The organism is Actinokineospora enzanensis DSM 44649 (assembly GCF_000374445.1).
Taxonomy (GTDB): Bacteria; Actinomycetota; Actinomycetes; order Mycobacteriales; family Pseudonocardiaceae; genus Actinokineospora; species Actinokineospora enzanensis.
Window position 1 is genome coordinate 214,403 of the sequence record NZ_KB894404.1, and the last position, 20,842, is coordinate 235,244.

The window sequence follows — 20,842 nt, forward strand, 5'->3', positions numbered from 1 at the left end:
CGCCGGTGCCGAGGCCCACCCGTCTGCCACTGTCCCATCACCCGTTGTCGTGGGGACATGTGCACGTAGCGTAGTGGACCGGTGATGGTCAGCGCAGGCGCTCAAGGTCTTTCGCGCCGACGCTCACCCGTCTGGCGAGAATGCCCAGCTCGGCGGGGGTGGCCCCGTCGTCGAGCGCGGTGGCCACGTCCTCGGCGGCGCAGCGCAGTTGGAACAGCCGGTCCTGCAGGTCGGCCAGCTCCGCGGTGGACAGCACGACCGCGTCCTCGGGCAGGCCCCCGCGCTGCACGGCCGACCGGCGCTCGTAGGCGCGTTGTCGGCACGCCTGTGCGCAGTAGCGGCGACGCCTGCCCGTGCGGTCCTCCGCGGGCAGCTGCGTGCCACACCAGCCGCAGGGGCGCGGTCGGCGGGCGGCGGCCTCGGGCAGCGGGTCGAACGAAGGCGTGTCAGGCAAAGGGACAGTGCCGGAAGACATGGTCGTGGACGCTATCCGGACACCTCGGGTGCACCGCCACGCCACGCCGCTGAGGCACACTCAAGGAGTGCCGCTCACCCCCACCCACCACGGGTTCTTCGACGGGCCCCACCCGCGCGCGTTCGTGCACCGCGGGTGGCACTACGGCGACCTGGCGGGGATGGAGAACTCGCTCTCGGCGTTCCGGCGCGCGGCCGAGGAGGGCTACCGCTACCTGGAGACCGACGTGCACGCCACCGCCGACGGCGTGGTCGTCGTGCACCACGACGCCGTGCTGGACCGCACCACCGACGCCGCAGGCGCGATCGCCGCGCAGCCGTGGTCGCGGGTCGGCCGGGCCAGGGTCGCTGGCCGGGAGCCGGTGTGCAGGCTGGAGGACCTGCTGGAGGAGCTGCCCGAGGCCCGGATCAACATCGACGTGAAGGCCGCCGACGCGGTCGAGCCGGTGCTGGACGTGCTGCGCCGCACCGGCGCCAGGGACCGGGTGTGCCTGGCCTCGTTCTCCGAGGCGCGGCTGGCCCGGATCCGCGCGCTGGCCGGGCCGGGCGTGCTGACCTCCATGGGCACCCGCGCCATGATCGGCTTCTGGGCGGCGCGCCGGTTGCCCGCGCTGCTCGCCCCGGCCTCGGGCAGGCCGCTGGTGGCGCAGGTGCCGGTGCGGCAGGGCCCGCTGCGGGTGGTCGACGCCGCCCTGGTCGCCGCGGCCCGCAGGCGCGGCGCGGAGGTGCACGTGTGGACCATCGACGAGCCGCAGGCCATGCGGGACCTGCTCGACCTGGGCGTGGACGGGCTGATGACCGACCGCGCCCAGGTGCTCAAGGACGTGCTGACCGAGCGCGGACTCTGGCAGCCCGCCTGACCCCGGGCCGCGACCCGGACGTGACGTGATCGAGACTCCCCCGGACCACCCGCACGGGGCATCCTTGGCCGGTGACCGAGACACGGGAGGACCCGACGGGCCAGGCGCTCCGCGAGCCGGTCGACCTGGTGGGCGCGATCACCCGCGAGCTGGCGGGCACCGCGGGGCGGGTGGTGGTCGTGGGCGGCGACGCCGCGGCCGCCCGGGGCTTGCGCGCCGAAGGCGTCGAGATAGTGGCCGTGGACGACTCGGCCGCACCACCGAACACCACGACACCGGGCAACGCGGCCGCCGCGAACAGAGCGGGCGGCGGGGGCTCGACGGCGGTGAGCGCGCTGTCGGCGTTCCGGATCGTGGTGCGCGGCCTGCCGCGCGCGCTGCCGATCCGGACCGGCGGCGCCGCGGCCGTGGTGGCCGCGCACCGGCTGCACGAGGCCGACGACGTGGACGCCGCGCTGGCCGAGTTCGCCCGCGTGCTGGCGCCCGGCGGCAAGGTCGTGGTCGCCGCCAACGCCCTTGGCGACCGCCGCGAGCTGCGCGGCCTGTGGGCGACGGCCGCGCGCGACTGCGGGGTGCTCGACCCGCCGCCGCTGCTGGAGGCCGACTCCCGGTTCCCGCTCGACCACGCGCAGGCCTGGCTGTCCCGGCACTTCACCGATGTGCGGGTGGTCCCGCTGCGCGGCACGGTCGCGCTGGACGCCGACGCGGTGGCCGCGCTGCTGCGCGCGCAACGGCCCGCCGCGGCCGGGGTGACCTGGGACCTGCTCGCGTCGGTGGTGGAGAGCCGGGTGCGGGACGTGGCCGCGGCCGAGGGCGGGTTCACCCTGTCCACGCTGACCGGCCTGGCCGTGGGGATCCGCGGCACCGGTCCGGACCCCGGTCCGCCGACCGCCAAGTGAACGTTTGGACTCGACTACGGCCCGGAGTCCCCCGGTCGGGTGGTCCGGCCCAGTAATGTCCGCGCGAGACCGGCGACACACCCGGCACGGAACATCCCCCGGCCCGCGCCCAGGCGGAGTTGAGCGAGGCAGAGTTGAGCATGGTGGACGAGGGCACCGGAACCGCGGACGCGGCCGCCCGCAAGCGGGTACAGCGAGGCTGGTGCTGGTACGACTGGGCGAACTCGGTGTTCCCCACGTCGGTCACCACCGTGTTCGGCTCGCTCTACCTCACCGAGGTGGCCGCCAACGCCGCGATGGCCGACAAGGCGACCAACGGGCCCAACCCGTGCCCGGCCGACGCGGCAGGCAACACCGACAAGCTGACGAACTGCGACATCAGCGTGTTCGGCCTGCACTTCCCGGCGGGCTCGCTGTGGGGCTACCTGCTGTCGGTGGCCACCGTGGTCCAGGTGCTGATCGTGCCGCTGCTGGGCGCGATCGTGGACCGCACCGGCCGCAAGAAGCCGATGCTGGCCTTCTTCGCGTTCGGCGGCTCGGTGGCGACCGTGGCGATGTCGCTGGTCAGCGGCTCGAACTGGGGCCTGGGGGTGGTGCTGTTCATCCTCGGCAACATCGGCTACGGCACGTCGGTGGTGGTCTACTACGCCTTCCTCACCGAGATCGCCACGGCCGACGAACGGGACGGGCTGTCCGCGCGCGGCTGGGCGTTCGGCTACCTGGGGTCCGGGCTGGCGCTGGCCATCCAGCTGGTCGTCTACCTGTTCCGGGACAGCTTCGGCATCACCGCGGGCAACGCCGCGCAGATCGCCTACCTGCTGTCCGGGCTGTGGTGGGCCGGGTTCACCCTGATCCCGCTGCGCAGGCTGCCCAGCGTCACCGCGCGCCGGGCCGACGCCGAGCCGGTCACCGGCTCGGTGCTCTCCGCGGGGTTCCGCGAGCTGGGCGCCACGCTGCGCGAGGCCAGGGCGTTCCCGCTGACGCTGGCGTTCCTGGGCACCTACCTGATCTACACCGACGGCATCTCCACGGTGGCCAACGTGTCCGCCCAGTACGGCCGCGAGGAGCTCAAGTTCGAGGCCGACGTGCTGATCACCACGATCCTGATCGTGCAGTTCGTCGCCTTCCTCGGCGGCGTGCTGCACGGGCTGGTGGCGCGCCGGATCGGCGCCAAGAAGACGATCATGATCAGCCTGGCGGTGTGGGTGGTGGTGATCGGCTCGGCGTACTTCGTGCAGGCCGGTCAGCAGCTCCAGTTCTACGCGCTGGCAGGCGGGATCGGCCTGGTGCTCGGCGGCACGAACGCGCTGTCCCGGTCGCTGTTCAGCCACATGGTGCCGGTGGGCAAGGAGGCCCAGTACTTCTCCGTCTACGAGATGGGCGAGCGCGCCACCTCGTGGATGGGCCCGGCGCTGTTCGCGTTCATGGCCGGGGCCACCGGCTCCTACCGGTACGCGATCATCTCGCTGGTGATCTTCTTCGCGGTCGGCCTCACGCTGATGTACTTCGTGCCGGTCCGCCGCGCGATCGCGGCCGCCGGCAACCCGGAGCCGAAGATCCTCTGAGTGCTCTAGGGTTTCGGCCCGTGAACCCCGCCGAGTCGACCGACCCCACCGACGCGCTGGCCGCCGTGCCCGCGGCCGGACAGCGCCGCGCGGTGCCCGCGACCGGGCAGCTGCGCTTCTACTACGGGCCGATGGACTGCGGGAAGTCCACGCTGGCCCTGCAGGTCGACCACAACCACGCCCGGCAGGGCCGCAAGGGGCTGCTGCTGGTGCGCCTGGACCGCTCCGGGCTGCCGCGGATCACCAGCCGGATCGGCATCACCCGGGCCGCGATCGAGCTGGACGCGGACACCGACCCGCGGGAGCTGGTGCGCGCGCACTGGGCCAGCGGGCACCGCGTGGACTACCTGATCGTCGACGAGGCCCAGTTCCTGAGCCCGGCCCAGGTGGACCAGCTGGCCGTGTTGGTGGACGACTCGCAGGTGGACGTCTACTGCTTCGGCATCGCCACGGACTTCCGCAGCACCCTGTTCCCAGGATCACAGCGGCTGGTCGAGCTGGCCGACGAGCTGCTCCCGGTGCAGGTGGACGTGCTGTGCTGGTGCGGGGCGCCCGCCCGGTTCAACGCCAGGGTGCAGGACGGCCGGGTCACCCGCGCCGGGGATACCGTGCTGGTCGCCGATACGGAACAGTCCCATGTCGCCACAGACGGTGACAATTCCCTTGCCGGCCCGTCAACCGTACCGGCTACGGTCCGTTATCAGGTGCTCTGCAGGCGACACTTCCGCCTCGGCGAGCTCGGCGCGACCGCCGCGGCACCCGGCCAACTGGCGTTCGCCTGATCGGCCGTTCTGCGGATAGCATCCCCCGAGTGGGTGAGATGTCGACGTCGTTCCCGCGATGACGCGTCACAATCCCGATGACGTGGCATCACTAAGGAGGATGCCGTTGTTGACGGGTGAAGCATGTCACCCTGAGCGATCGCGACGGGTGGAACGGGAATCCTGTTCTTGATCCACTCGTTGCTCTGGGTAAGCGACACCCTGGCCCGTCCCGGCGGGCCCAGTGAAAGGACACCGCTATGGCCGACCGTGTTCTCCGTGGTAGCAGGCTAGGTGCGGTCAGCTACGAGACTGACCGCAACCACGACCTCGCCCCCCGCCGTACGGTCTCCTACGCGTGCCCGAAAGGCCACGACTTCGAGGTGCCGTTCAGCGACGACGCCGAGATCCCCAGCATCTGGGAGTGCCGCCTGCACGGCACCGAGTCCAAGATGATCGACGGCTCCGACCCCGAGCCCAAGAAGATCAAGCCGCCGCGCACGCACTGGGACATGCTCCTGGAGCGGCGGACGATCTCCGAGCTGGAGGACCTGCTCACCGAACGCCTGACCGAGCTGCGCGGGCGGCGCAGCCGCACGGCGTAACACCGCCACGGACAGGACGGCCGCCCGGGAACCCCCAGCCGGGCGGCCGTCCGCATGCCCACCCAGGGCATGATGCCGCCCATGCGCCTCGATCCCCGCACCAAGCTGCCCGCCGAGCGCGTGGTGCTGTTCACCGACGCCGTCCTGGCCATCGCGATCACCCTGCTCGCCCTTGAGCTGCCGATCCCCACCGGGGAGACCAACGCCGAGCTCCTGCACTCGCTGGCCGAGCACCGCGACCACTACATCGCCTTCGGCATCAGCTTCCTGGTCATCGCCGCCTACTGGCGCGCCCACCACCGCCTGTTCCTGCGCGTCGACGTGGTCACCCCGAGATTGATCGCGTGCAACACGGCCTGGCTGTTCGCCCAGATCGTGATGCCGTTCGCCACCGAGATCATCTCGGGGGACGGGGCGTTCGAGGCCAGGTTCACGCTCTACGCGTGCGTGCAGGTGCTGGCGGGCGGGATGTTCCTGCTGATCGCGCGGGAGGCCGTCCGGGTCGAGGACGATGACGCGGACCTGGTGGCGTTGCGGCGGACCACTGCCGGGTCGGCGGTGCAGACGGCGGGGTTCCTGCTGTCGATACCGGTCGCGTTCGTGACGCATTGGGCTTACGCGCTGTGGGCACTGGCGCCGATGGCCCATTCCCTGTACGGCCGAATCCGGTACCGGAACACCACAGAGGACTAGTGCACCACTAGGCGCGTCAGAATGTTTCGGTGCCGGTGTAGAGGAGCCTTCGATCGCTCCGTCATGGCTGTGAGAGCATCCCGTCGGGGTGCACCGGAGTGAGTGGAGCAGTCGGATGAAGTTCGTCCTCATGATGCAGATCAACAACGCCGTGCTCGACGCGCTGACCGAGGCGGAGCGGGAGGTCGTGATGAACGGGCACCAGGAGTTCATCCGGACCATCCAGGAGTCCGGGGAGATGATCGGCACCCAGGCGCTGGGGGATGTGTCGCAGAGTGTGACGGTGGCGGCGCGCGGTGGTGAGACCGTGGTGACCGACGGGCCGTTCGTGGAGGCCAAGGAGTACCTGGGCGGCTACTACCTGGTGGACGTCGAGACCAAGGAACGCGCTGTCGAGCTGGCCAGGTTGATTCCGGACACCCGCATCGACGGGCTGGCTGTGGAGGTGCGGCCGGTGATGTTCTCCGCCGGTTCGGAGATCTGAGTGCGCGAGCGCGTCGAGGACCTGTTGCGTTCGTTGGGGCCGCGGGTTCTCGGCGTGCTTGTGCGGCATCATGGGCATTTCGATGTCTGTGAGGACGCCGTGCAGGAGGCGTTGCTCGCCGCTGCCACGCATTGGCCGCGGGATGGGGTGCCGGACAATCCGACCGGGTGGTTGGTCACGGCGGCCGGGCGGCGGCTCACCGATCACTGGCGGTCGGAGAACGCGCGGCGGCGGCGGGAGGATGTGGTCGCCGCGCAGGCGGAGTTGTTGGCGCCCGCGCCGGATGTGCAGCGGCCGGGGGATAGTGATGACACGCTGGAGTTGCTCTTCCTGTGCTGCCATCCCGACCTGACGGCGGCCTCCCGGATCGCCCTGACCCTGCGTGCGGTGGGTGGGTTGACGACGGCCGAGATCGCGGCCGCGTTTCTGGTGCCCGAGGCGACGATGGCGCAGCGGATCAGTCGGGCGAAGTTGCGGTTGCGGGGGGCAGCGTTTCCCCGGGACGCGGGGCCGGATCGGTTGGCTGCGGTGTTGCATGTGCTGTATCTGATCTTCACCGAGGGGCACACCGCCACCGCGGGCGCCGATCTGCGTCGGGCCGATCTCACCGCGGAGGCCATTCGGTTGACTCGGGCGGTGCATCGGCTTCGGCCGTCCGATGGGGAGATCACCGGGCTGCTCGCGCTGATGTTGCTGACCGATGCACGCCGGGAGACCCGGGTGACGGCCGAGGGTGAGCTGGTGCCGTTGGCCGAGCAGGATCGCGCTCGCTGGGACCGTGCCGCCATCGCCGAGGGGGTCGCGTTGGTGACCGAGACGTTGACGACCGCGTCGCTGGGGCCGTACCAGGTGCAGTCCGCGATCGCTGCCATCCACGCGGAGGCGCTGACCGACGTGGACACCGACTGGGCCCAGATCCTGGTGTTCTATGACATTCTTGCTCGTATCGCCCCGAACCCGATGGTCTCGTTGAACCGGGCGGTCGCCGTGGCCAAGGTCGCCGGGCCGCGTGCCGGGCTGGCTGAACTGTCCACTTTGGCCGAGGACAGGCGGCTGCGCGACCACCACCGGCTGGCCGCGGTCCGCGCGCATTTCCTGGAGCTGGCGGAGGATTCCGAGGCGGCGGTGGCGGAATACCGGCGGGCGGCCCGGTTGACGCTCAGCCTGACCGAACGTCGTTACCTGGAGTCCCGCGCGGATCGGCTCGCTCGCGAGGCGGCTTCCTGATTCGTGGCAACGGATCCGGGCGAGGTCGATGCGTGTGGCCTGGAAAAGGTCGTGGCCCGGCGGGATTCCGCCGGGCCACGAACCTGTCCGCTCAGAGCGAGGCGATGATCACCAGGAGCAGGAGCACGCCGATGACGATGGCCACCAACGGAACGCGGCCGACCGGGGTGCGGTAGTGGCTGCGCACGGTCGTCGTTCGGAACCAGCTGCCCGGTGCTCTGCGGTGATGTCGTCGTACCCATGCCATGGTTTCTCCCGACGGGGTCCGGGGCCATTCCTGTTCGGATAGGTGCCCGTTCCGGCGGAGATCGAAACGCGGTTCAGGCGCGGGCGGCCTCCCATGACGGGCTGGGGTGGAAGTAGGTGTCGTAGCGTTCCTGCACTTCCAGCAGGCTTTCCGGCGGTACCTCGCCCTGCACGATCCGGTGCAGGTGGCGGAAGTACTCGAACCGCTCCACCCCGGGCGTGATCACCACCAGGAGGTCGGCGGTCGAGCCAGGCACGGCTGCGAACGCGTGCGTCGCGCCCGGCGGGACCACCACGAGGTCGCCGCGTTCGGCGGTGAGGACGTCCTCGCCGGAGAGCAGTTGGGCGGCGCCGTCGAGGACGTAGAACATCTCCGCCGAGTTGGCGTGGTGGTGCGGTTTAGCGCCGTCGGCGCCCTCGTCCAGGGTGACGCGCAGGGTGGACAGGGCGCCGCCGGTGGCGTTGCTGTCGGTCAGCAGCCGCATGGTGATCGAGCCGTTGTCGATCTCCTCCAGGTCCGCGGCGCGGACCACCACCGACTTGTCGAAGCGCGGGATGAACAGCGACATCGCTCAGGCCCGCAGGCCCGCGTAGCTGTCCGGGTTCGCCGCCAGGAACTCGGCGAAGCTCTGCGCGGGGCGGCCGGTCAGCCGGGGCACGGTGTCGGACACCGTCGACAGCTCGCCGGTGGCGATGGCCAGGTACGAGGTGACCCAGCCCGCCACCTCGAACTCCGGGGCGCCGTAGTGCGCGCGGGACGCGTACGCCTCGGCCTCGGTCTCCGCCTGGTAGCTGATCGGGCGGCCGCTGACCCTGGCCAGCTCCTCGGCCGCCTCGGCGAAGCTGATCGCCGCCGGGCCGGTCACGTCCAGCACCTGACCGTCGTGCGCCTCGTCCCGGAGCACCGCGGCCGCGACGGCGGCGACGTCGTCCACCGACACGGCGCTGACCTTGCCGTCGCCCGCCGGGCCGCGCAGCACGCCCTCGGTGCCCGCCATGGAGGGCAGGCCCGACTGGTACATGCTGTCGCGCAGGGCCACGAACGGGACGTCGCTGTGCTTGAGGTGCTGCTCGGTGTGCCAGTGGTCGCGGCCGAAGGTGAAAGTGCAGTCGGGGGACGCGCCCAGGAACGACAGGTACACGATCCGGCGCACGCCGACCGCGACGGCGGCGTCGATGGCCGTGGTGTGTTCGTTGACGCGGTCGGCGGACTCGCGCGCGGAGATCAGGAGGAGTGTGTCGGTGCCCGCGAGCGCGGCCCGCATGCCGTCCGCGTCGGAGTACTCGGCGCCGTGCGCGGTGTTGGCGTTGGGCAGGTCGGGCAGGGTCGAGGGATCGCGCGAGAGGAGGCGTTGGGCCACGCCCTGCGCCGAGAGCAGGCGGGCGACCCGGCTGCCGATGGTCCCGGACGCGCCGGTGATCGTGATGAGTGAGCCCACGGTGTGTGCCTCCCGTCGTAGACGAACGGGTTCAGCATTCCCGATGGGCACGCGGCGCGCCGGGGTGGGGCGTCCCGTTCGGACGGGTCAGCCGGAGCCGGGCGCGGCCGACCAGGGTTTGTGGACGGCACCGGTCTGCCGCGGCGGCTCGGGTTCGGCGGTCGGGTCGGCGGTGGGCTCGGGGATCGGGACCGCGATCGTGGCCGTCATGTGCGCGGCCACTGCGGCCACCTCGCCCGAGCTGCCGCCGGGAACGCGGTCCAGGACTCGGCGGCCCAGCGCGAACAGCAGGTTCGTCACCAGGACCGCGGGCGCGATCACCGCCACCGCGCCGGGGAAGTCCGGTTCCAGCAGCAGTGCCAGCACGATCGCGGTCAGGCCGTTCTGCTGTCCCAGGGCCAGGCACCAGCGGTCGTAGCGGGGGAGATGACGCGACAGCGCCACCCCCATGACCATCTGGGCGGCGAACGCGGCCCCGCCCAGCGCGAGGCCCCGCAGCAGATCGGGCCACGAATGGGTGGTGACCGTGCCACCCAGGACCACACCCAGCGCCGCGCCCGCCAAGAGCAGGGCGGCGGCCAGGGTCCGGTCCACCACCCAGTCCAGTGTGCGGAATGGACGGAAGAACAGGCCGCACGCCGCCACGCCCAGCATCAGGCCGTATCGCACCGACACGACCGCGAACCCGGCCACCAGCAGCACCGCCACCACCGCGCCCACCACCCGGACCACGCCGGTGATGTGCTTCGACAGGAGGCGGGCGAGCCACCACAGCCCGGCTGCAACCAGGACGAACGCGCCGTTGAAGGCCAGGCCCTGCCAGAAGTCGGCGATGCCGTCGGAGGCCTCGCCGCCCAACGCGAACGCCGAGAGATACACGGTCAGCAGCACCGTGACCGGGTCGTCGAAGGCGGCCCAGGCGGACAGGATGGCCCGCGCCGAGTCCGACATCCGCCTGCTCAGCGTCGCTCCGACGGACAGCGGGTCGATCTGGGCGACCGCGACGCCCAGCACCAGGCTGATCGGCCGCGGGTGGATCAGGTACATGACCGCCGAGATCAGCGCCGTCTTGGCGAGCACGCCGACGGTGATGGCCAGCACCACCGTCCGCAGGTTCTCCCGCAGCTCGGACAGCTCGATGCCGCGCGTGCTGCCGTAGAGGCCGACGGCCAGCAGGGCGGTGATCGCCAGGTGGTAGGCGGGCGCGGTGTGTGCCTGCCAGCCCGCCAGCGCCGCGACCGCCCAGGCCACCAGGGTGACCGCGAGCGCGATCAGCGGTAGTCGGCTCGTGCCCACCGTGGCTCCCCGAGTCGGTGCGGTTCCGTACAGGATATCGCCGGGGGTTTCACGACTGTTGCCTCCGGGACACGGGGTATTCCCGGTCGGGCCGGGAAGACAGCACTCATGAAGGTAGTTCGTCGGCGAGCCGGGCGAGTCGTGCGTCGGCCGCCGACACCTCGCTCTGGTTGAGCGTGACGCCGGTCAGGTAGTCGCCGACGCCGAGCCGGTAGTAGTAGACCGCGCCCTGTTCGACGTCGAGCACGACGCGGCGCAGGTGGCCCGCGACGGTGGCCCGGACCAGGCGGCCGACCTGGCCCACGGTGGCGAACATGGCCTCGGCGAACTCGGCGTAGAAGGCCCGGCGCCTGCCCGCGTCGATGACCTTCAGGTACTGCCGCATGGTCGGCAGGTCGAAGCAGTCGTGGCCCTCGGTGTCCCGGCCCTGCCGGACCCTGGCGACCAGGTGCAGGTCGCCGTGCCGGACCGACTCGGCCAGGCCGGACTGGGGCGGCAGGCTGGGCGGCGCGGCCCAGCCGCCCGGATTCTGGTCCGGCAGCCCGAGCCGGTCGCGCAGACCGCGCACCAGGGTGGTGATCTCGCGGTCGACCCGGTTCACCGCCGCGTGCTCGGTGAGCGGGTCGGTGTGCGCGGCGGCGTCGTCGAGGAAGGCGAAGGCGACCACGTACTGGCCGGGCACGATCTGGTAGCAGAAGATCGCGCCGTGCTCGGCGTGCAGCACCACCCGGATGAGCCTGCCGGTGCCCATCTCGGCCAGCCGGGCCTCCTGGGTGTCGGCGAAGATCGACACCAGCCGGGCGGCGCTCGCGCAGTTGGCGCGCAGCCGGTCCAGGCCCTCGGCGGCGGCCGGGACGTCCGGCAGCGCGGTGTCGAAGTCGTCCGCGTGGTAGTCCGCCACGCCGCCGCTGATCAGCGTGATCACCTGGACCAGGCGCGCGGCCACCAGCTCGCCGCACAGCTCCCACTCCGGCGGTTCCGCCTCCGCAGCCGGGTCCGGGGCCTGCCGCGGCTCATCCCCGGTCCAGGTCGCTCCAGTGCTCACCGCAGACTCCTTATCCCAGCTCGACGCAGACCCAGGACCAGCACCGCTCCCCGACGGGCCGGTCGAACTGCCGGACGTTGTGCTCGGCCGCCGCGGCGGTCGGGTGGCTCGCGCCGAGGAACTCCAGCGCGAGGTCTCGGGCGGCGCGCGCGGCGGCGCCGTCCTCGGCGGTGGTGCCGGTGCGCAGCGCGGCCAGGTTCACCGCCGCGGCCAGCGCCCACGGGTGCAGCTCGTCCAGGCCGTCGCACAGCTGCCGGTGGCCGAGCTGTCCGATGTGGACGGCCTCGTCGCGCAGCCCGACCGCGTGCTGGAACACCGCCAGGTTCACCCGGGTGATCGCGGTGAACGGGTGCGTGTCGCCGAACTGCGGCAGCTCGGTGTGCGCGCGCAGGGCGACCTCGCCCAGCGTCACCGCCTCCGGGGCCAGGTCGGCGGCGAACAGGTCGACCGAGTGCGCGATCCGGCCGACGAACACCGGGCCGCTGTCGGCGACGAAGTGCCGGTGCACCCGGCGCAGCAGGTCCGCGCCCGCGGCCACGATCGCCTCCGGGCGGCGGGCGCCCATCCGGCGCTCCACCGACAGCTTGAACCGGCGCGCCAGCAGCGCCTCCTGGGCGTCCGGGTGCTCGCTGAGGGTGCGCAGCACGCCGTCGAGGTGCCGTAGCGCCTCCCGGTGCCTGCCCAGCTCGCTGAGCCTGCCCGCGAGCACCCGGCGGGACTGCAGGGTGAAGTTGTGTGCCTCGCCCAGCACCCGGACCCGGCGTGGGTAGCTCGCCAGCTCCAGGTCGAGCGCCTCCTGGGTGCGGCCCACCAGCCAGCGGGACATGCCCAGGTTGAACGCGACCTTCAGCGTCTCCGGGTGGTCGTGGCCGAAGGTGGTGCGGTAGCCGCGCCAGGTGGCCTCGTCCTCGGCCAGCGCCTCGTCGTAGCGGCCGACCGAGCGCAGGTCGCCGCCGAAGCGGCGGGCCGTGCTCAGCGTGCGCGGGTGGGTGTTGCCCAGCGCGCGCCGGTGGTGCGCGAGCAGCACCTGGTCGATCTCCAGCGCCTCGAACCGGCGCGACAGCTCCCGGCACAGGTCGGCGCGCACGCCGTTGAGCCTGCACAGCAACGGGTCGTGCGCGCCGAACGCGCGGGTCCACGCGGCGGCCACCGGGTCGGCGAACGCCAGCGCCTCGGCGGCGATCTCCAGGCTGTGCGTCAGGTACAGGTGCGTGACCTGGTCGACCAGCCACCGGCGCACCGCCCACGCGCGGGAGCTCGGTGCGGTCGGGTCGCCAAGGCCGACGTCGTGGCCGAGGTCGACCGCCGCCACCTCGCACGGCACCAGGTGCCTCGCCAGCTCGGTGGACTCCGGGGTGAGCACGTCCAGGTCGCTCACCCGGGTGACGGCGAAGCGGGCCAGCGCGTACAGCACGTGCGCCCGCGCGCGGGCCAACTCCTCCGGCTCGGTGGCCGCGCGCAGCGCCCGTTGGGTGACCCGGTGCACGCGCAGCACCGCAGCGCCGTCCCGGTCGATCTCGAACAGCCCGAACCGCACGCCCGCCCACAGCACGCGCTCGATCTCGGCCTCGTCGGCCGCCAGCGGTCCGCCCGCCGGGCCCGCGAACGCGGCCAGCTCGTCCAGGAAACCCTGGCTGCGCACCAGCCGCAGGCTGATCCCGTCCGGCGCCAGGAACACGCACATCCGGGCGAGCGCCACGGTCAGCCGCCCGACGTGCGCGCCGAACTCGCCGTGCGCGCCGGGCAGCCAGTGCCTGCCGCTCAGCGTGGTGATCGTCAGCCGGACCATCCGCTCCAGCGGGTCGCGGCCGCGCAGCTCCGGCGCGGCCAGCCCGGCGCGCAGGTCCTTCGCGGCGCGCTGCACCGACTCGGCGGGTGCCAGGCTGCGCTGGTTGCCCCGCCAGGCGGCGCGCAGCCAGGCCGCGGCCAGGGTCAGCGCGACCGGCAGGTGGCCCAGCTCGGCGGCGATGTCGCGGGCCTCCTCGGCGCCCAGGTCGCGCACGCCCGCGACCGGGTGGCCGAGCAGGTCGGCCGCGTCGTCCTCGGCCAGTGGGCCCATCGACAGCACGGTGCGCACCGCGGCCCGGTCGCCCGGTGTCCGGTTTCCCGTTGCCCGGTCTCCTGTGGCCCGATCTCCCACTGTGCGCTCGGTCGTTGGCCGGTCGCCGGGGGGTGTGTCCGGTGTGGTGGGTCCGCCGGGGCCCGGCCAGGCGCCCGCGGTGATGATCACGTCGCCCGCGCCGCGCGCGGGCAGCAGGTCGCGCACCGACTCCTCGGTGGCGTCGTCGTAGATCAGCAGCCAGCGGTCCGGCGCGCCCGCGGACCGCCTGGCCAGGTGGGTGAGCACCGCCTCGGCGGGCTCGGCGCTGGTCAGGTGCAGGGTCGCGGCCAGCGCGGCCAGCCGGGCGCGCACCGCAGGCCGGTCGCCCGCCGGGATCCACCAGATCAGGTCGTAGGCGGACTCGAAGCGTTCGCAGTAGGCGCGGACCGCCTCGCTCTTGCCGACCCCGGGCGCGCCGACCAGGACCACCGTGCGGCCCGCCGGGTCCGGCGCGGCGGTCAGCGGGCTGAGCAGGTCGCGGACGCGTTCCAGCAGGTCGTCGCGGCCGACGAAGCGGCTGCTCGGCCGCGGTCGGTCGCCGGCGTCCACCGCGCGCGGCTCGCTGTCGAACGCGGCAGCCGCGCCCAGCCCGGTGGTGTCCTGGGCCGGGTCGCCGTCGAAGACCCAGGCGGCCTCGAACAGCGCGCGGCGGGCGTCGGTGCCCGCGCCGGGCGGCTGGATCGGCAGGGTGACCGCGGTGGTGACGGCCGGGTGCGTGTGCTCCTCGCCGGACCGCACGCCGACGATCCGCACGTGTGTGGGCAGCGCACGCAGCGCCGCGTCGGCCGGGGATCCCGCCAGCGCCGGGGTGAGCACGGCGATCACCGTGCGGTCGCCGGGATCCACGCCCACGTCGGTCAACCGGCGCGCCACGCACCCGGCGGTGCGGAGCTGTTCGGCGATCCAGTCCGCGCGCAGGCGGTCGGCGGGGGCGTAGGCGAGCCAGATCGTGTCGGTCGGCTCGGCCAGCTTCAGCGCCACCAGGTAGCGCTCGCGCACGATCCGCGGCAGCGGCGGGAACTCGGTGATCGCGCCGCCGGTCATCGCGGTGCAGATCTGCTCGTAGGCGCGGACGAGGTCGTTGTCGTGGCCGGAGTCGTCCAGCAACAGCGCCAGCGCGCCGAAGCGGCCCTGCTCCGGCCGGTACGGGGTCTCGACGATCTGTACCGGGGCGGCGCCGTCGAACAGGTCGCTGAACGCGCGGCGCACCAGCGGTTCGGCGCCCGTGCCCGCCGGACCGCCCAGTCCGGCGGGCACCAGCACCAGGGCGGGTGGCGCGGGGGCGGCGGTGAGCGCGCGGGCGATCTCGTCGGCCGGGCCGATGCCGTCGGTGAGGAAGCTGAGCACGGCCACGTCGCACAGGTCGGCCACGGCCGCGAGGTCGAGCCCGGCCGCGAGCGGGAGGTCGAGCAGCACGTGGTCGTAGCCCGCGGCGGCGGCCGCCTGCCCGAGCGCGGCGAGGTGTTCGAGGTCGACCGCGGTGTCCGCGGGACCGAAGTCCTCGTCGCCGACGACGTCCACCACCCCGGCCGCGGACGGTACCCGGTAGCGGGACATCCGCGCGGTCCACGGGCGGGCGTCGCGGGCGGTCGGGCGGCTCGCCGCGCCCTGGAGCGCGTCCTCGACGGCCTCGGGCACCGGCACCGCGGCCGCGGTGCGGAAACGCCGGAGGTAGTGGTGCGCGGGCGGGGGTTCCGAACCGAGGTCGACCACCAGCGGCGCGCGACCCGCGGCGGCGAGCAGGCAGGCCGTGTTGGCGACCAGGCGGGTGCGGCCGGTGCCCCGGGTCGGGGCCAGGAAGGCCACCAGCACCGCGCCGCCGTCCGCCCCGGGCGGACCGAATCCTGCAGCCACGTTTGTCGCCCTATCCGGCAGGCGGTCGGAAATGCGGTACCGGGACCGTCGGCCACTCGATTCTAGATAACGGATTGGTACTCTTGGTTCGGTGTCGGCTTTCTGTCCTCTTCGTCAAGGATCTGTCTGACCGTGTCCAGCAACGCCGAGTTCGGCAGCCGGTCCAGATCCGCCAGCGCGGCGATCTCCGGCAGATCCGAGCACAGCACGGCGATCTCCGGTCGCGACGGATCCGGGGTCCCCGGGTGTCCGGTCATCGACACTGCTCACCCTTCTGTCGGTGATCGCCATCGTAGCGGCCCCGGGCAGGGCGGGGACGCGGTATCCGCGCGGCGACCGACGACCGCGCGACGCTCACCCTGTTGGCCCAACACATAATCCGTGCGGGGGACGTGTCCTCGACAAACGCCCGCGGACTCGCGAGAGTTGTGCTGCGCGGTGGCTCGGACTTCTGGGGCGGACTTCGAGAACCGGCGAAACGGTGTTCGTCCAACGGGAGGCGGTGTCGGCCAATGGCCGGACGCACGGTCGCGTTCACGCAATTCGTGCTCAAGCTGCACAGCCGATGCGATCTGGCCTGCCGCTATTGCTACGTCTACACCAAGAACGACCAGAGTTGGCGCGACCGGCCGCGGGTGATGACCCGCGAGACGTTCGAGCAGGCGGCCGGGCGGATCGCCGAGCACGCCCGGCAGCACCGGCTGCCGGAGGTCGAGGTCGTGCTGCACGGCGGCGAGCCGCTGCTGGTCGGCGCCGAGCGGATCGGCCGCTGCGCCCGGCTGCTGCGCGCGCGGGTGGAACCGGTCGCCCGGCTGCGGTTACGCGTGCAGACCAACGGGACGTTGCTCGACCGTTCGATGCTGGAGGTGTTCGACAGGCACGGCGTGCGGGTCGGCGTGAGCCTCGACGGCACGGCCGCCGCGCACGACCGGCACCGCAGGCACGCCGACGGCACGGGCAGCCACGCCGCCACCGCCCGCGCGCTCGGGCTGCTCGCCGACGAGTACCGGCACCTGTTCGGCGGTCTGCTGTGCACGATCGACCTGGCCAACGACCCGGTCGAGACCTACGAGGCGCTGCTGTCCCACCGCCCGCCCGCGGTGGATTTCCTGCTGCCGCACGGCACCTGGAGCGCACCGCCGCCCGGCCGCGCGCCGGGCGCGGCGGAGACCCCGTACGCGGACTGGCTGATCGCGGTATACGAACGGTGGCGCGCTGCGCCGGTGCCGGAGACCCGGGTGCGGGTGTTCGAGCAGGTCCTGCGGGTGCTGCTGGGCGGCGAGTCGCGGATCGAGGGCCTGGGGATGGCGCCCAGCGGCGTGGTGGTGATCCAGACCGACGGCGCGATCGAGCGCTCCGACATGCTCAGCGTCACCTACCAGGGCGCGGCACGGACGGGGCTGTCGGTGTCCCGGCACAGCTTCACCGAGGTGTTGACGCTGCCGGAGTTCGCCTACGGGCGGGAGCTTGCCGAGACGTGCCTGTCGTGCGGGGTGCTGCGCCAGTGCGGCGGAGGTTTCCTGCCGCACCGTTACCGCGCGGGCCACGGGTTCGTCAACCCGTCGGTGTACTGCCCGGACCTGCGGCAGCTGATCGACCACTGTGGACGGACGCTGCACGCCGCGCTCACCGCGCCGCCTGCCGGGTGAGCCCGCACCGGTTGCCCGCGTCGGCGCTGCTCGCCATCGGGCGCGGCGCCGCCGACGTGCCGACCCTGCTGGCCGCCGCGCGCGGTCGGGTGAGCCGGACATGGTTGCTGCTCAAGGCGATCGTGGTACTCGCCGAGGAACGTTCACACCCGGGGGCTGCTGCCGCCGCCGATGCCTTGGCGGCCTTGCGGGGGCTGTCGGCGACGGAGGTGTTGCGGTATCCGGAGGTGTCGTCGTGGGCGTCGGCCACTGTGCGTCGGCTGATGGGACCCGACTGGGTGACCGCGCGGGTGGATCGGCTGGCCGTGTTGCCCGCTGTGGCCGCGGTGTCGGGCGGGACGGACGTCGAGGTGTCGGTGCGGGCGGATCCGGAGGTGCGGTTGCCCGGACTCGGCCGGTTCGTGCTGCCGTCCCCCGGGCAGACGACGATCGTGGTCAGGGCGGGTGTGGCCGGTGTCGCGGGTGCCGATTGGCGGCCGGTGACCAGGATCGGGCTGGATGATCCGGTGTGGTCCGTGGCGTTGGACGATATGTCGGATGTGTCCGGACCGGATCATGGTCTCGGCGGGGTGCTGCCCGCGGAGTCCTGGGAGTCGGTGCTGCGGGCGGGTTGGTGGGTGCTCGACGATCACCCGGGGGTGGCGGACACGGTGGCCGCGTTGGTGCGCACGCTGGTTCCGTTGCCGCACAGCACATCCGGCCCGGTCAGCGCGGCGCTGACCACCGCGTTCGGCGCGATCGCCCTGGTGCGGCCCACGAGCGGTGTCGCGTTCGCGCTGACGCTCGCGCACGAGTCGCGGCATGTGGCGATCACGGCCGTGGCCGACCTGTTCCCGCTGTTCAAGGACGGGGGAGAGGCCGTGTTCTACGCGCCATGGCGGAGTGATCCACGTCCGGCTTTCGGTGTCCTGCACGGCATCCACGCGCATCTGGGCGTCGCCCGGTTCTGGGCCCGCCGGCTGGCCGTCGGCGCCGATCCGGCGATCGCCGAGATCGAACTGGCCCGCTGGCGCTCCGCGGCGAGCCTGGCCCTCGACGCGTTGACCAGCGCGGCAGAACCGACCGAGGCGGGTTCACTACTGCTGACCGGCATGGCGGACGAGGCCGCCGAGTTGGCCGATATTCCTGTCTCCGCGACAGCACGCGCCGAGGCCGACACGCGCAACCACGCCCATCTGGCCAGATGGGAACACGCACATGGTCCGGCCCCGCGCTAGCGGAATGCGCGTAGTACCTCATAACGGACGTTCTCGCCCAGGGACTCGGCTTTCTGACGCAGGTCGAGCATGCGGTCCGCCCAGGTGTCCCGGTCCGCGGGCGTGGTCTCGTCATGCGGCAGGGCCACCGCGACGTCGACCACGCTGTCCAGGGCGTTCGCCGGGATGCGGTCGAAGGCCTGGTCGTATTGCACGCACAGGGCTTCCAGGTCGTGCCGGTCCGCGGCGGGCAGCCGCTTGCCGGGCTCCCGGGAGCGGCGGCGGAACCAGTCGTCCACGGCCTGGCGGAACTGCCGGACCAGGTTGTCCAGCACCCCCGCCACGCCCAGACCGGACAACGCGGCCGCGCCCCGGCCGGTCAGCGCCCACAGCGGGCCGAACCGCTCCGGCTCGGACACCGTGTGCGGGTCGTCGAACACCCGCTCCACCACCTGCGGCGCCCCGCCGAACGTGGCCAGCGCGCCCAGCGTGTCCTCGAACAGCCGCTGCACCGCGCCGGGCAGCGCCGTGCCCGCGGGGGCGGTGTGGCCCGCGCGGATCGACGCCCGGCGGACCTCGTCCAAGCCGGTCTGCAGGCGGTGCAGCACGTTCTCGATCCGTGACTGCTGGTCCTGCATCCACGAGATCGCGCCCTGCTGGGCGTCGCGCACCGCCTCCGGCAGGCTGCCCAGGGCGCGGACCTGCTCGCGCAGCTCGGCCAGCACGTCGCCGCCCTGGCGCCGTTCCAGCCGCAGCCGCATGGCCTTGACCACGCCGAACAGGTCCTCGTCGAAGGTGTACGGGTGGTAGGTCAGCGGTTCGCGGCCGAACGCCTGGCTGAGCAGGGCCGCCGGGGCGCTGCGCGCGATGGCCTCGCCGACCACCAGCAGCAGCTCCACCTCGACCCGCTCGCGCGCGGCCGCCGCGCGGATCGCCTCGGCGCGCGCGACCAGCCGCTCGACGTCGTCGTTGTCGGTGACGGCCTCGGTGAGCACCAGCCCGCAGCCCGCCTCGGGGGCCGCGTCCAGCCAGAAGTCGACCCTGGTCTCCCGGGTGGCGCTGAGGTGGTAGTCGGCGCTGTGGTGCCAGTCCTGGTCGTTGAGCACCCGCCGGATCGCCCGCGCGACCTGGCCGCGCTTGTCCACGCCGAACACCTCGTGCGCGGTCGCGCGCACCTCGGCGGGGGTGATCTCGTGCTCGACGCCGTCCTGGGTGGCCCGCGCGAACAGCCGCCTGCAGTACAGGCCGACCCGGCGCGGGTTGCCGTCGGTCACGCCCACCACGGTGTCCAGGGCTTCCTCGGTGAACGGTGCCAGCCCGGCGCGGCCGACCCGCTCGTGGCAGCGCAGCGCGAACCGCACCGTCTCGGCCAGCCCGAACAGCGGCACCCGCACGGTCTCGGCTATCCGCGGCCGGATCGGGCCGAGCTGGTCGAACGCCTCGTCCACGCCCGCCAGCACCAGCAGCGCGCCGGACCTGGCCGCGGTCTCCAACAGCGACTGCAGGCGGCCTGCGGACGCGCGGCCCGCCGACCGCCGGGGAGTCCGGGCGGCGGGTACGGGGGGCGGATCGGTCGGGTCGGTCGGGTCGGGTCGGGTGGTGTCGGCGGGTTCGATGTGGTCGGGCTTGATGTCGCGGTGGAGCCGGGCGAACAGGCGGTCGGCCTCGTCCACGGCGATCACCAGCGGTTGCCCGGCGTGGCCGTAGAGGGCGGTGAGCGTGCCGAACGCGCGGGTGGCCGCGTCCTCGTCGTCGATCTCGCCGGTGATGCCGCGCTCGCGCAGTGCCGGGTCGGGGGCTCCGCCGAGCAGCCAGTTCCAGGCCCGGTCGTGGAAGGCCGGGCGCAGCAGCAGGGTCAGCACGTGCGCGACCTCGGCGTGCCTGGTCGCCTGGAACAGCCGGTCCTGCATCTCGGCCAGCAGCCCGACCTCGGCGAACCCGAGCCCGCCCGCGACCGCGAGCGGGTCGAGGTCGGGGTTGTCCAGCAGCACGCGCACGTCCTCGCCGAGCTTGCCCGCGCCGTCCAGCTGACCCACCACCAGGGCGGTCAGCACCGAGCGGACGCGGCGCAGCAGCTCGTCCGCGCCCAGGGCCTGGACCAGCCGCGAGTAGAGGTCGCGGATCGTGGTGCCCGCGTCCACCTCCACGCAGGTGACGCTGTCCGGGTCGGCGTCCCGCCGCGCCCAGGCCAGGTTCGCCAGGTAGGCGAGCAGGTGCGTCTTTCCCGCGCCGTAGTCCCCGACGACCGCGACCACCCGGCCGGGGGCCCGGCCAGGGGCGACGGACTCGGACGACCGCCCGCGCACCGACTCCAGGTAACCGGACAGCAGGGCCTTGATCGTCTCGGTCGCGGCGGTCTCGACCGTGACCAGGTCGGCGCCCTCCACCACGGTGGCGATCGCGGTGGGCGAGAACGGGTTGGGCGGCGGCTGCGCTCCGGCGACCATC

At 72.9% G+C, this 20,842-nt stretch carries 18 protein-coding genes; 10 read left to right on the forward strand and 8 right to left on the reverse strand.

Going from position 1 to position 20,842, the window contains the following annotated elements; translation table 11 throughout:
* Positions 1-88 precede the first annotated feature (88 nt).
* Positions 89-475 (reverse strand): hypothetical protein, encoded by a 387-nt coding sequence (locus C503_RS0103710; RefSeq protein ID WP_051114736.1) that lies wholly within the window; start codon positions 473-475, stop codon positions 89-91.
* Between the two features lie 67 nt (positions 476-542).
* Here C503_RS0103710 and C503_RS0103715 point away from each other — a divergent pair, with 67 nt between their 5' ends.
* From C503_RS0103715 to C503_RS0103750, 8 genes are all read left to right on the forward strand, one after another.
* The gene (locus C503_RS0103715) at positions 543-1,334 is read left to right on the forward strand and encodes a glycerophosphodiester phosphodiesterase family protein (protein ID WP_018680860.1); all 792 of its coding nucleotides are present in this window, start codon (positions 543-545) and stop codon (positions 1,332-1,334) included.
* Positions 1,335-1,405: 71 nt separating this feature from the next.
* Positions 1,406-2,233, forward strand: coding sequence for a class I SAM-dependent methyltransferase (locus tag C503_RS47200; protein ID WP_018680861.1), 828 nt, complete (start codon positions 1,406-1,408; stop codon positions 2,231-2,233).
* Positions 2,234-2,373: 140 nt separating this feature from the next.
* A complete protein-coding gene (locus tag C503_RS0103725) occupies positions 2,374-3,798 on the forward strand; it encodes an MFS transporter (protein WP_018680862.1) in 1,425 nt (474 codons plus the stop codon).
* A gap of 20 nt (positions 3,799-3,818) precedes the next feature.
* A complete protein-coding gene (locus tag C503_RS0103730) occupies positions 3,819-4,580 on the forward strand; it encodes a thymidine kinase (RefSeq protein ID WP_018680863.1) in 762 nt (253 codons plus the stop codon).
* Positions 4,581-4,819: 239 nt separating this feature from the next.
* Entirely contained in the window at positions 4,820-5,164 is a 345-nt protein-coding gene (locus tag C503_RS0103735) for an RNA polymerase-binding protein RbpA (protein WP_018680864.1), read from the forward strand.
* 81 nt (positions 5,165-5,245) lie between these two features.
* Positions 5,246-5,857, forward strand: a complete 612-nt coding sequence (locus C503_RS0103740; RefSeq protein WP_018680865.1) for a TMEM175 family protein — start codon at positions 5,246-5,248, stop codon at positions 5,855-5,857.
* Positions 5,858-5,972: 115 nt separating this feature from the next.
* A complete protein-coding gene (locus C503_RS0103745; RefSeq protein WP_018680866.1) occupies positions 5,973-6,341 on the forward strand; it encodes a YciI family protein in 369 nt (122 codons plus the stop codon).
* Positions 6,342-7,568 (forward strand): RNA polymerase sigma factor, encoded by a 1,227-nt coding sequence (locus C503_RS0103750; RefSeq protein WP_018680867.1) that lies wholly within the window; start codon positions 6,342-6,344, stop codon positions 7,566-7,568.
* 320 nt (positions 7,569-7,888) lie between these two features.
* On the opposite strand, the gene C503_RS0103760 is transcribed toward C503_RS0103750, so the two are convergent.
* From C503_RS0103760 to C503_RS0103785, 6 genes are all read right to left on the reverse strand, one after another.
* On the reverse strand, positions 7,889-8,383 hold the full coding sequence (locus tag C503_RS0103760; protein WP_018680869.1) for a cupin domain-containing protein: 495 nt from the start codon (positions 8,381-8,383) through the stop codon (positions 7,889-7,891).
* A gap of 3 nt (positions 8,384-8,386) precedes the next feature.
* Positions 8,387-9,253, reverse strand: a complete 867-nt coding sequence (locus C503_RS0103765; RefSeq protein WP_018680870.1) for an SDR family oxidoreductase — start codon at positions 9,251-9,253, stop codon at positions 8,387-8,389.
* Positions 9,254-9,340: 87 nt separating this feature from the next.
* Entirely contained in the window at positions 9,341-10,549 is a 1,209-nt protein-coding gene (locus C503_RS37745; protein WP_018680871.1) for a cation:proton antiporter domain-containing protein, read from the reverse strand.
* A gap of 106 nt (positions 10,550-10,655) precedes the next feature.
* Positions 10,656-11,594 carry a hypothetical protein gene (locus C503_RS0103775; protein ID WP_018680872.1) on the reverse strand — a complete coding sequence of 313 codons (939 nt, stop codon included), beginning with the start codon at positions 11,592-11,594 and terminating at the stop codon, positions 10,656-10,658.
* Positions 11,595-11,604: 10 nt separating this feature from the next.
* Positions 11,605-15,549, reverse strand: coding sequence for an FxSxx-COOH system tetratricopeptide repeat protein (fxsT, locus tag C503_RS0103780; RefSeq protein WP_026315955.1), 3,945 nt, complete (start codon positions 15,547-15,549; stop codon positions 11,605-11,607).
* Between the two features lie 62 nt (positions 15,550-15,611).
* The gene (locus C503_RS0103785; protein ID WP_018680874.1) at positions 15,612-15,806 is read right to left on the reverse strand and encodes a hypothetical protein; all 195 of its coding nucleotides are present in this window, start codon (positions 15,804-15,806) and stop codon (positions 15,612-15,614) included.
* Positions 15,807-16,061: 255 nt separating this feature from the next.
* Here C503_RS0103785 and C503_RS0103790 point away from each other — a divergent pair, with 255 nt between their 5' ends.
* Together C503_RS0103790 and C503_RS42990 are read left to right on the forward strand one after the other, a co-directional pair.
* Entirely contained in the window at positions 16,062-17,198 is a 1,137-nt protein-coding gene (locus C503_RS0103790; RefSeq protein WP_018680875.1) for an FxsB family cyclophane-forming radical SAM/SPASM peptide maturase, read from the forward strand.
* Positions 17,195-18,415 carry an HEXXH motif domain-containing protein gene (locus C503_RS42990; protein WP_018680876.1) on the forward strand — a complete coding sequence of 407 codons (1,221 nt, stop codon included), beginning with the start codon at positions 17,195-17,197 and terminating at the stop codon, positions 18,413-18,415. Before C503_RS0103790 ends, C503_RS42990 begins: the two co-directional genes overlap by 4 nt.
* Here C503_RS42990 and C503_RS47205 read toward each other — a convergent pair.
* Entirely contained in the window at positions 18,412-20,841 is a 2,430-nt protein-coding gene (locus C503_RS47205; RefSeq protein WP_033400167.1) for an AAA family ATPase, read from the reverse strand. The two genes, C503_RS42990 and C503_RS47205, sit on opposite strands and share 4 nt — an antisense overlap.
* Position 20,842: the final 1 nt, after the last annotated feature.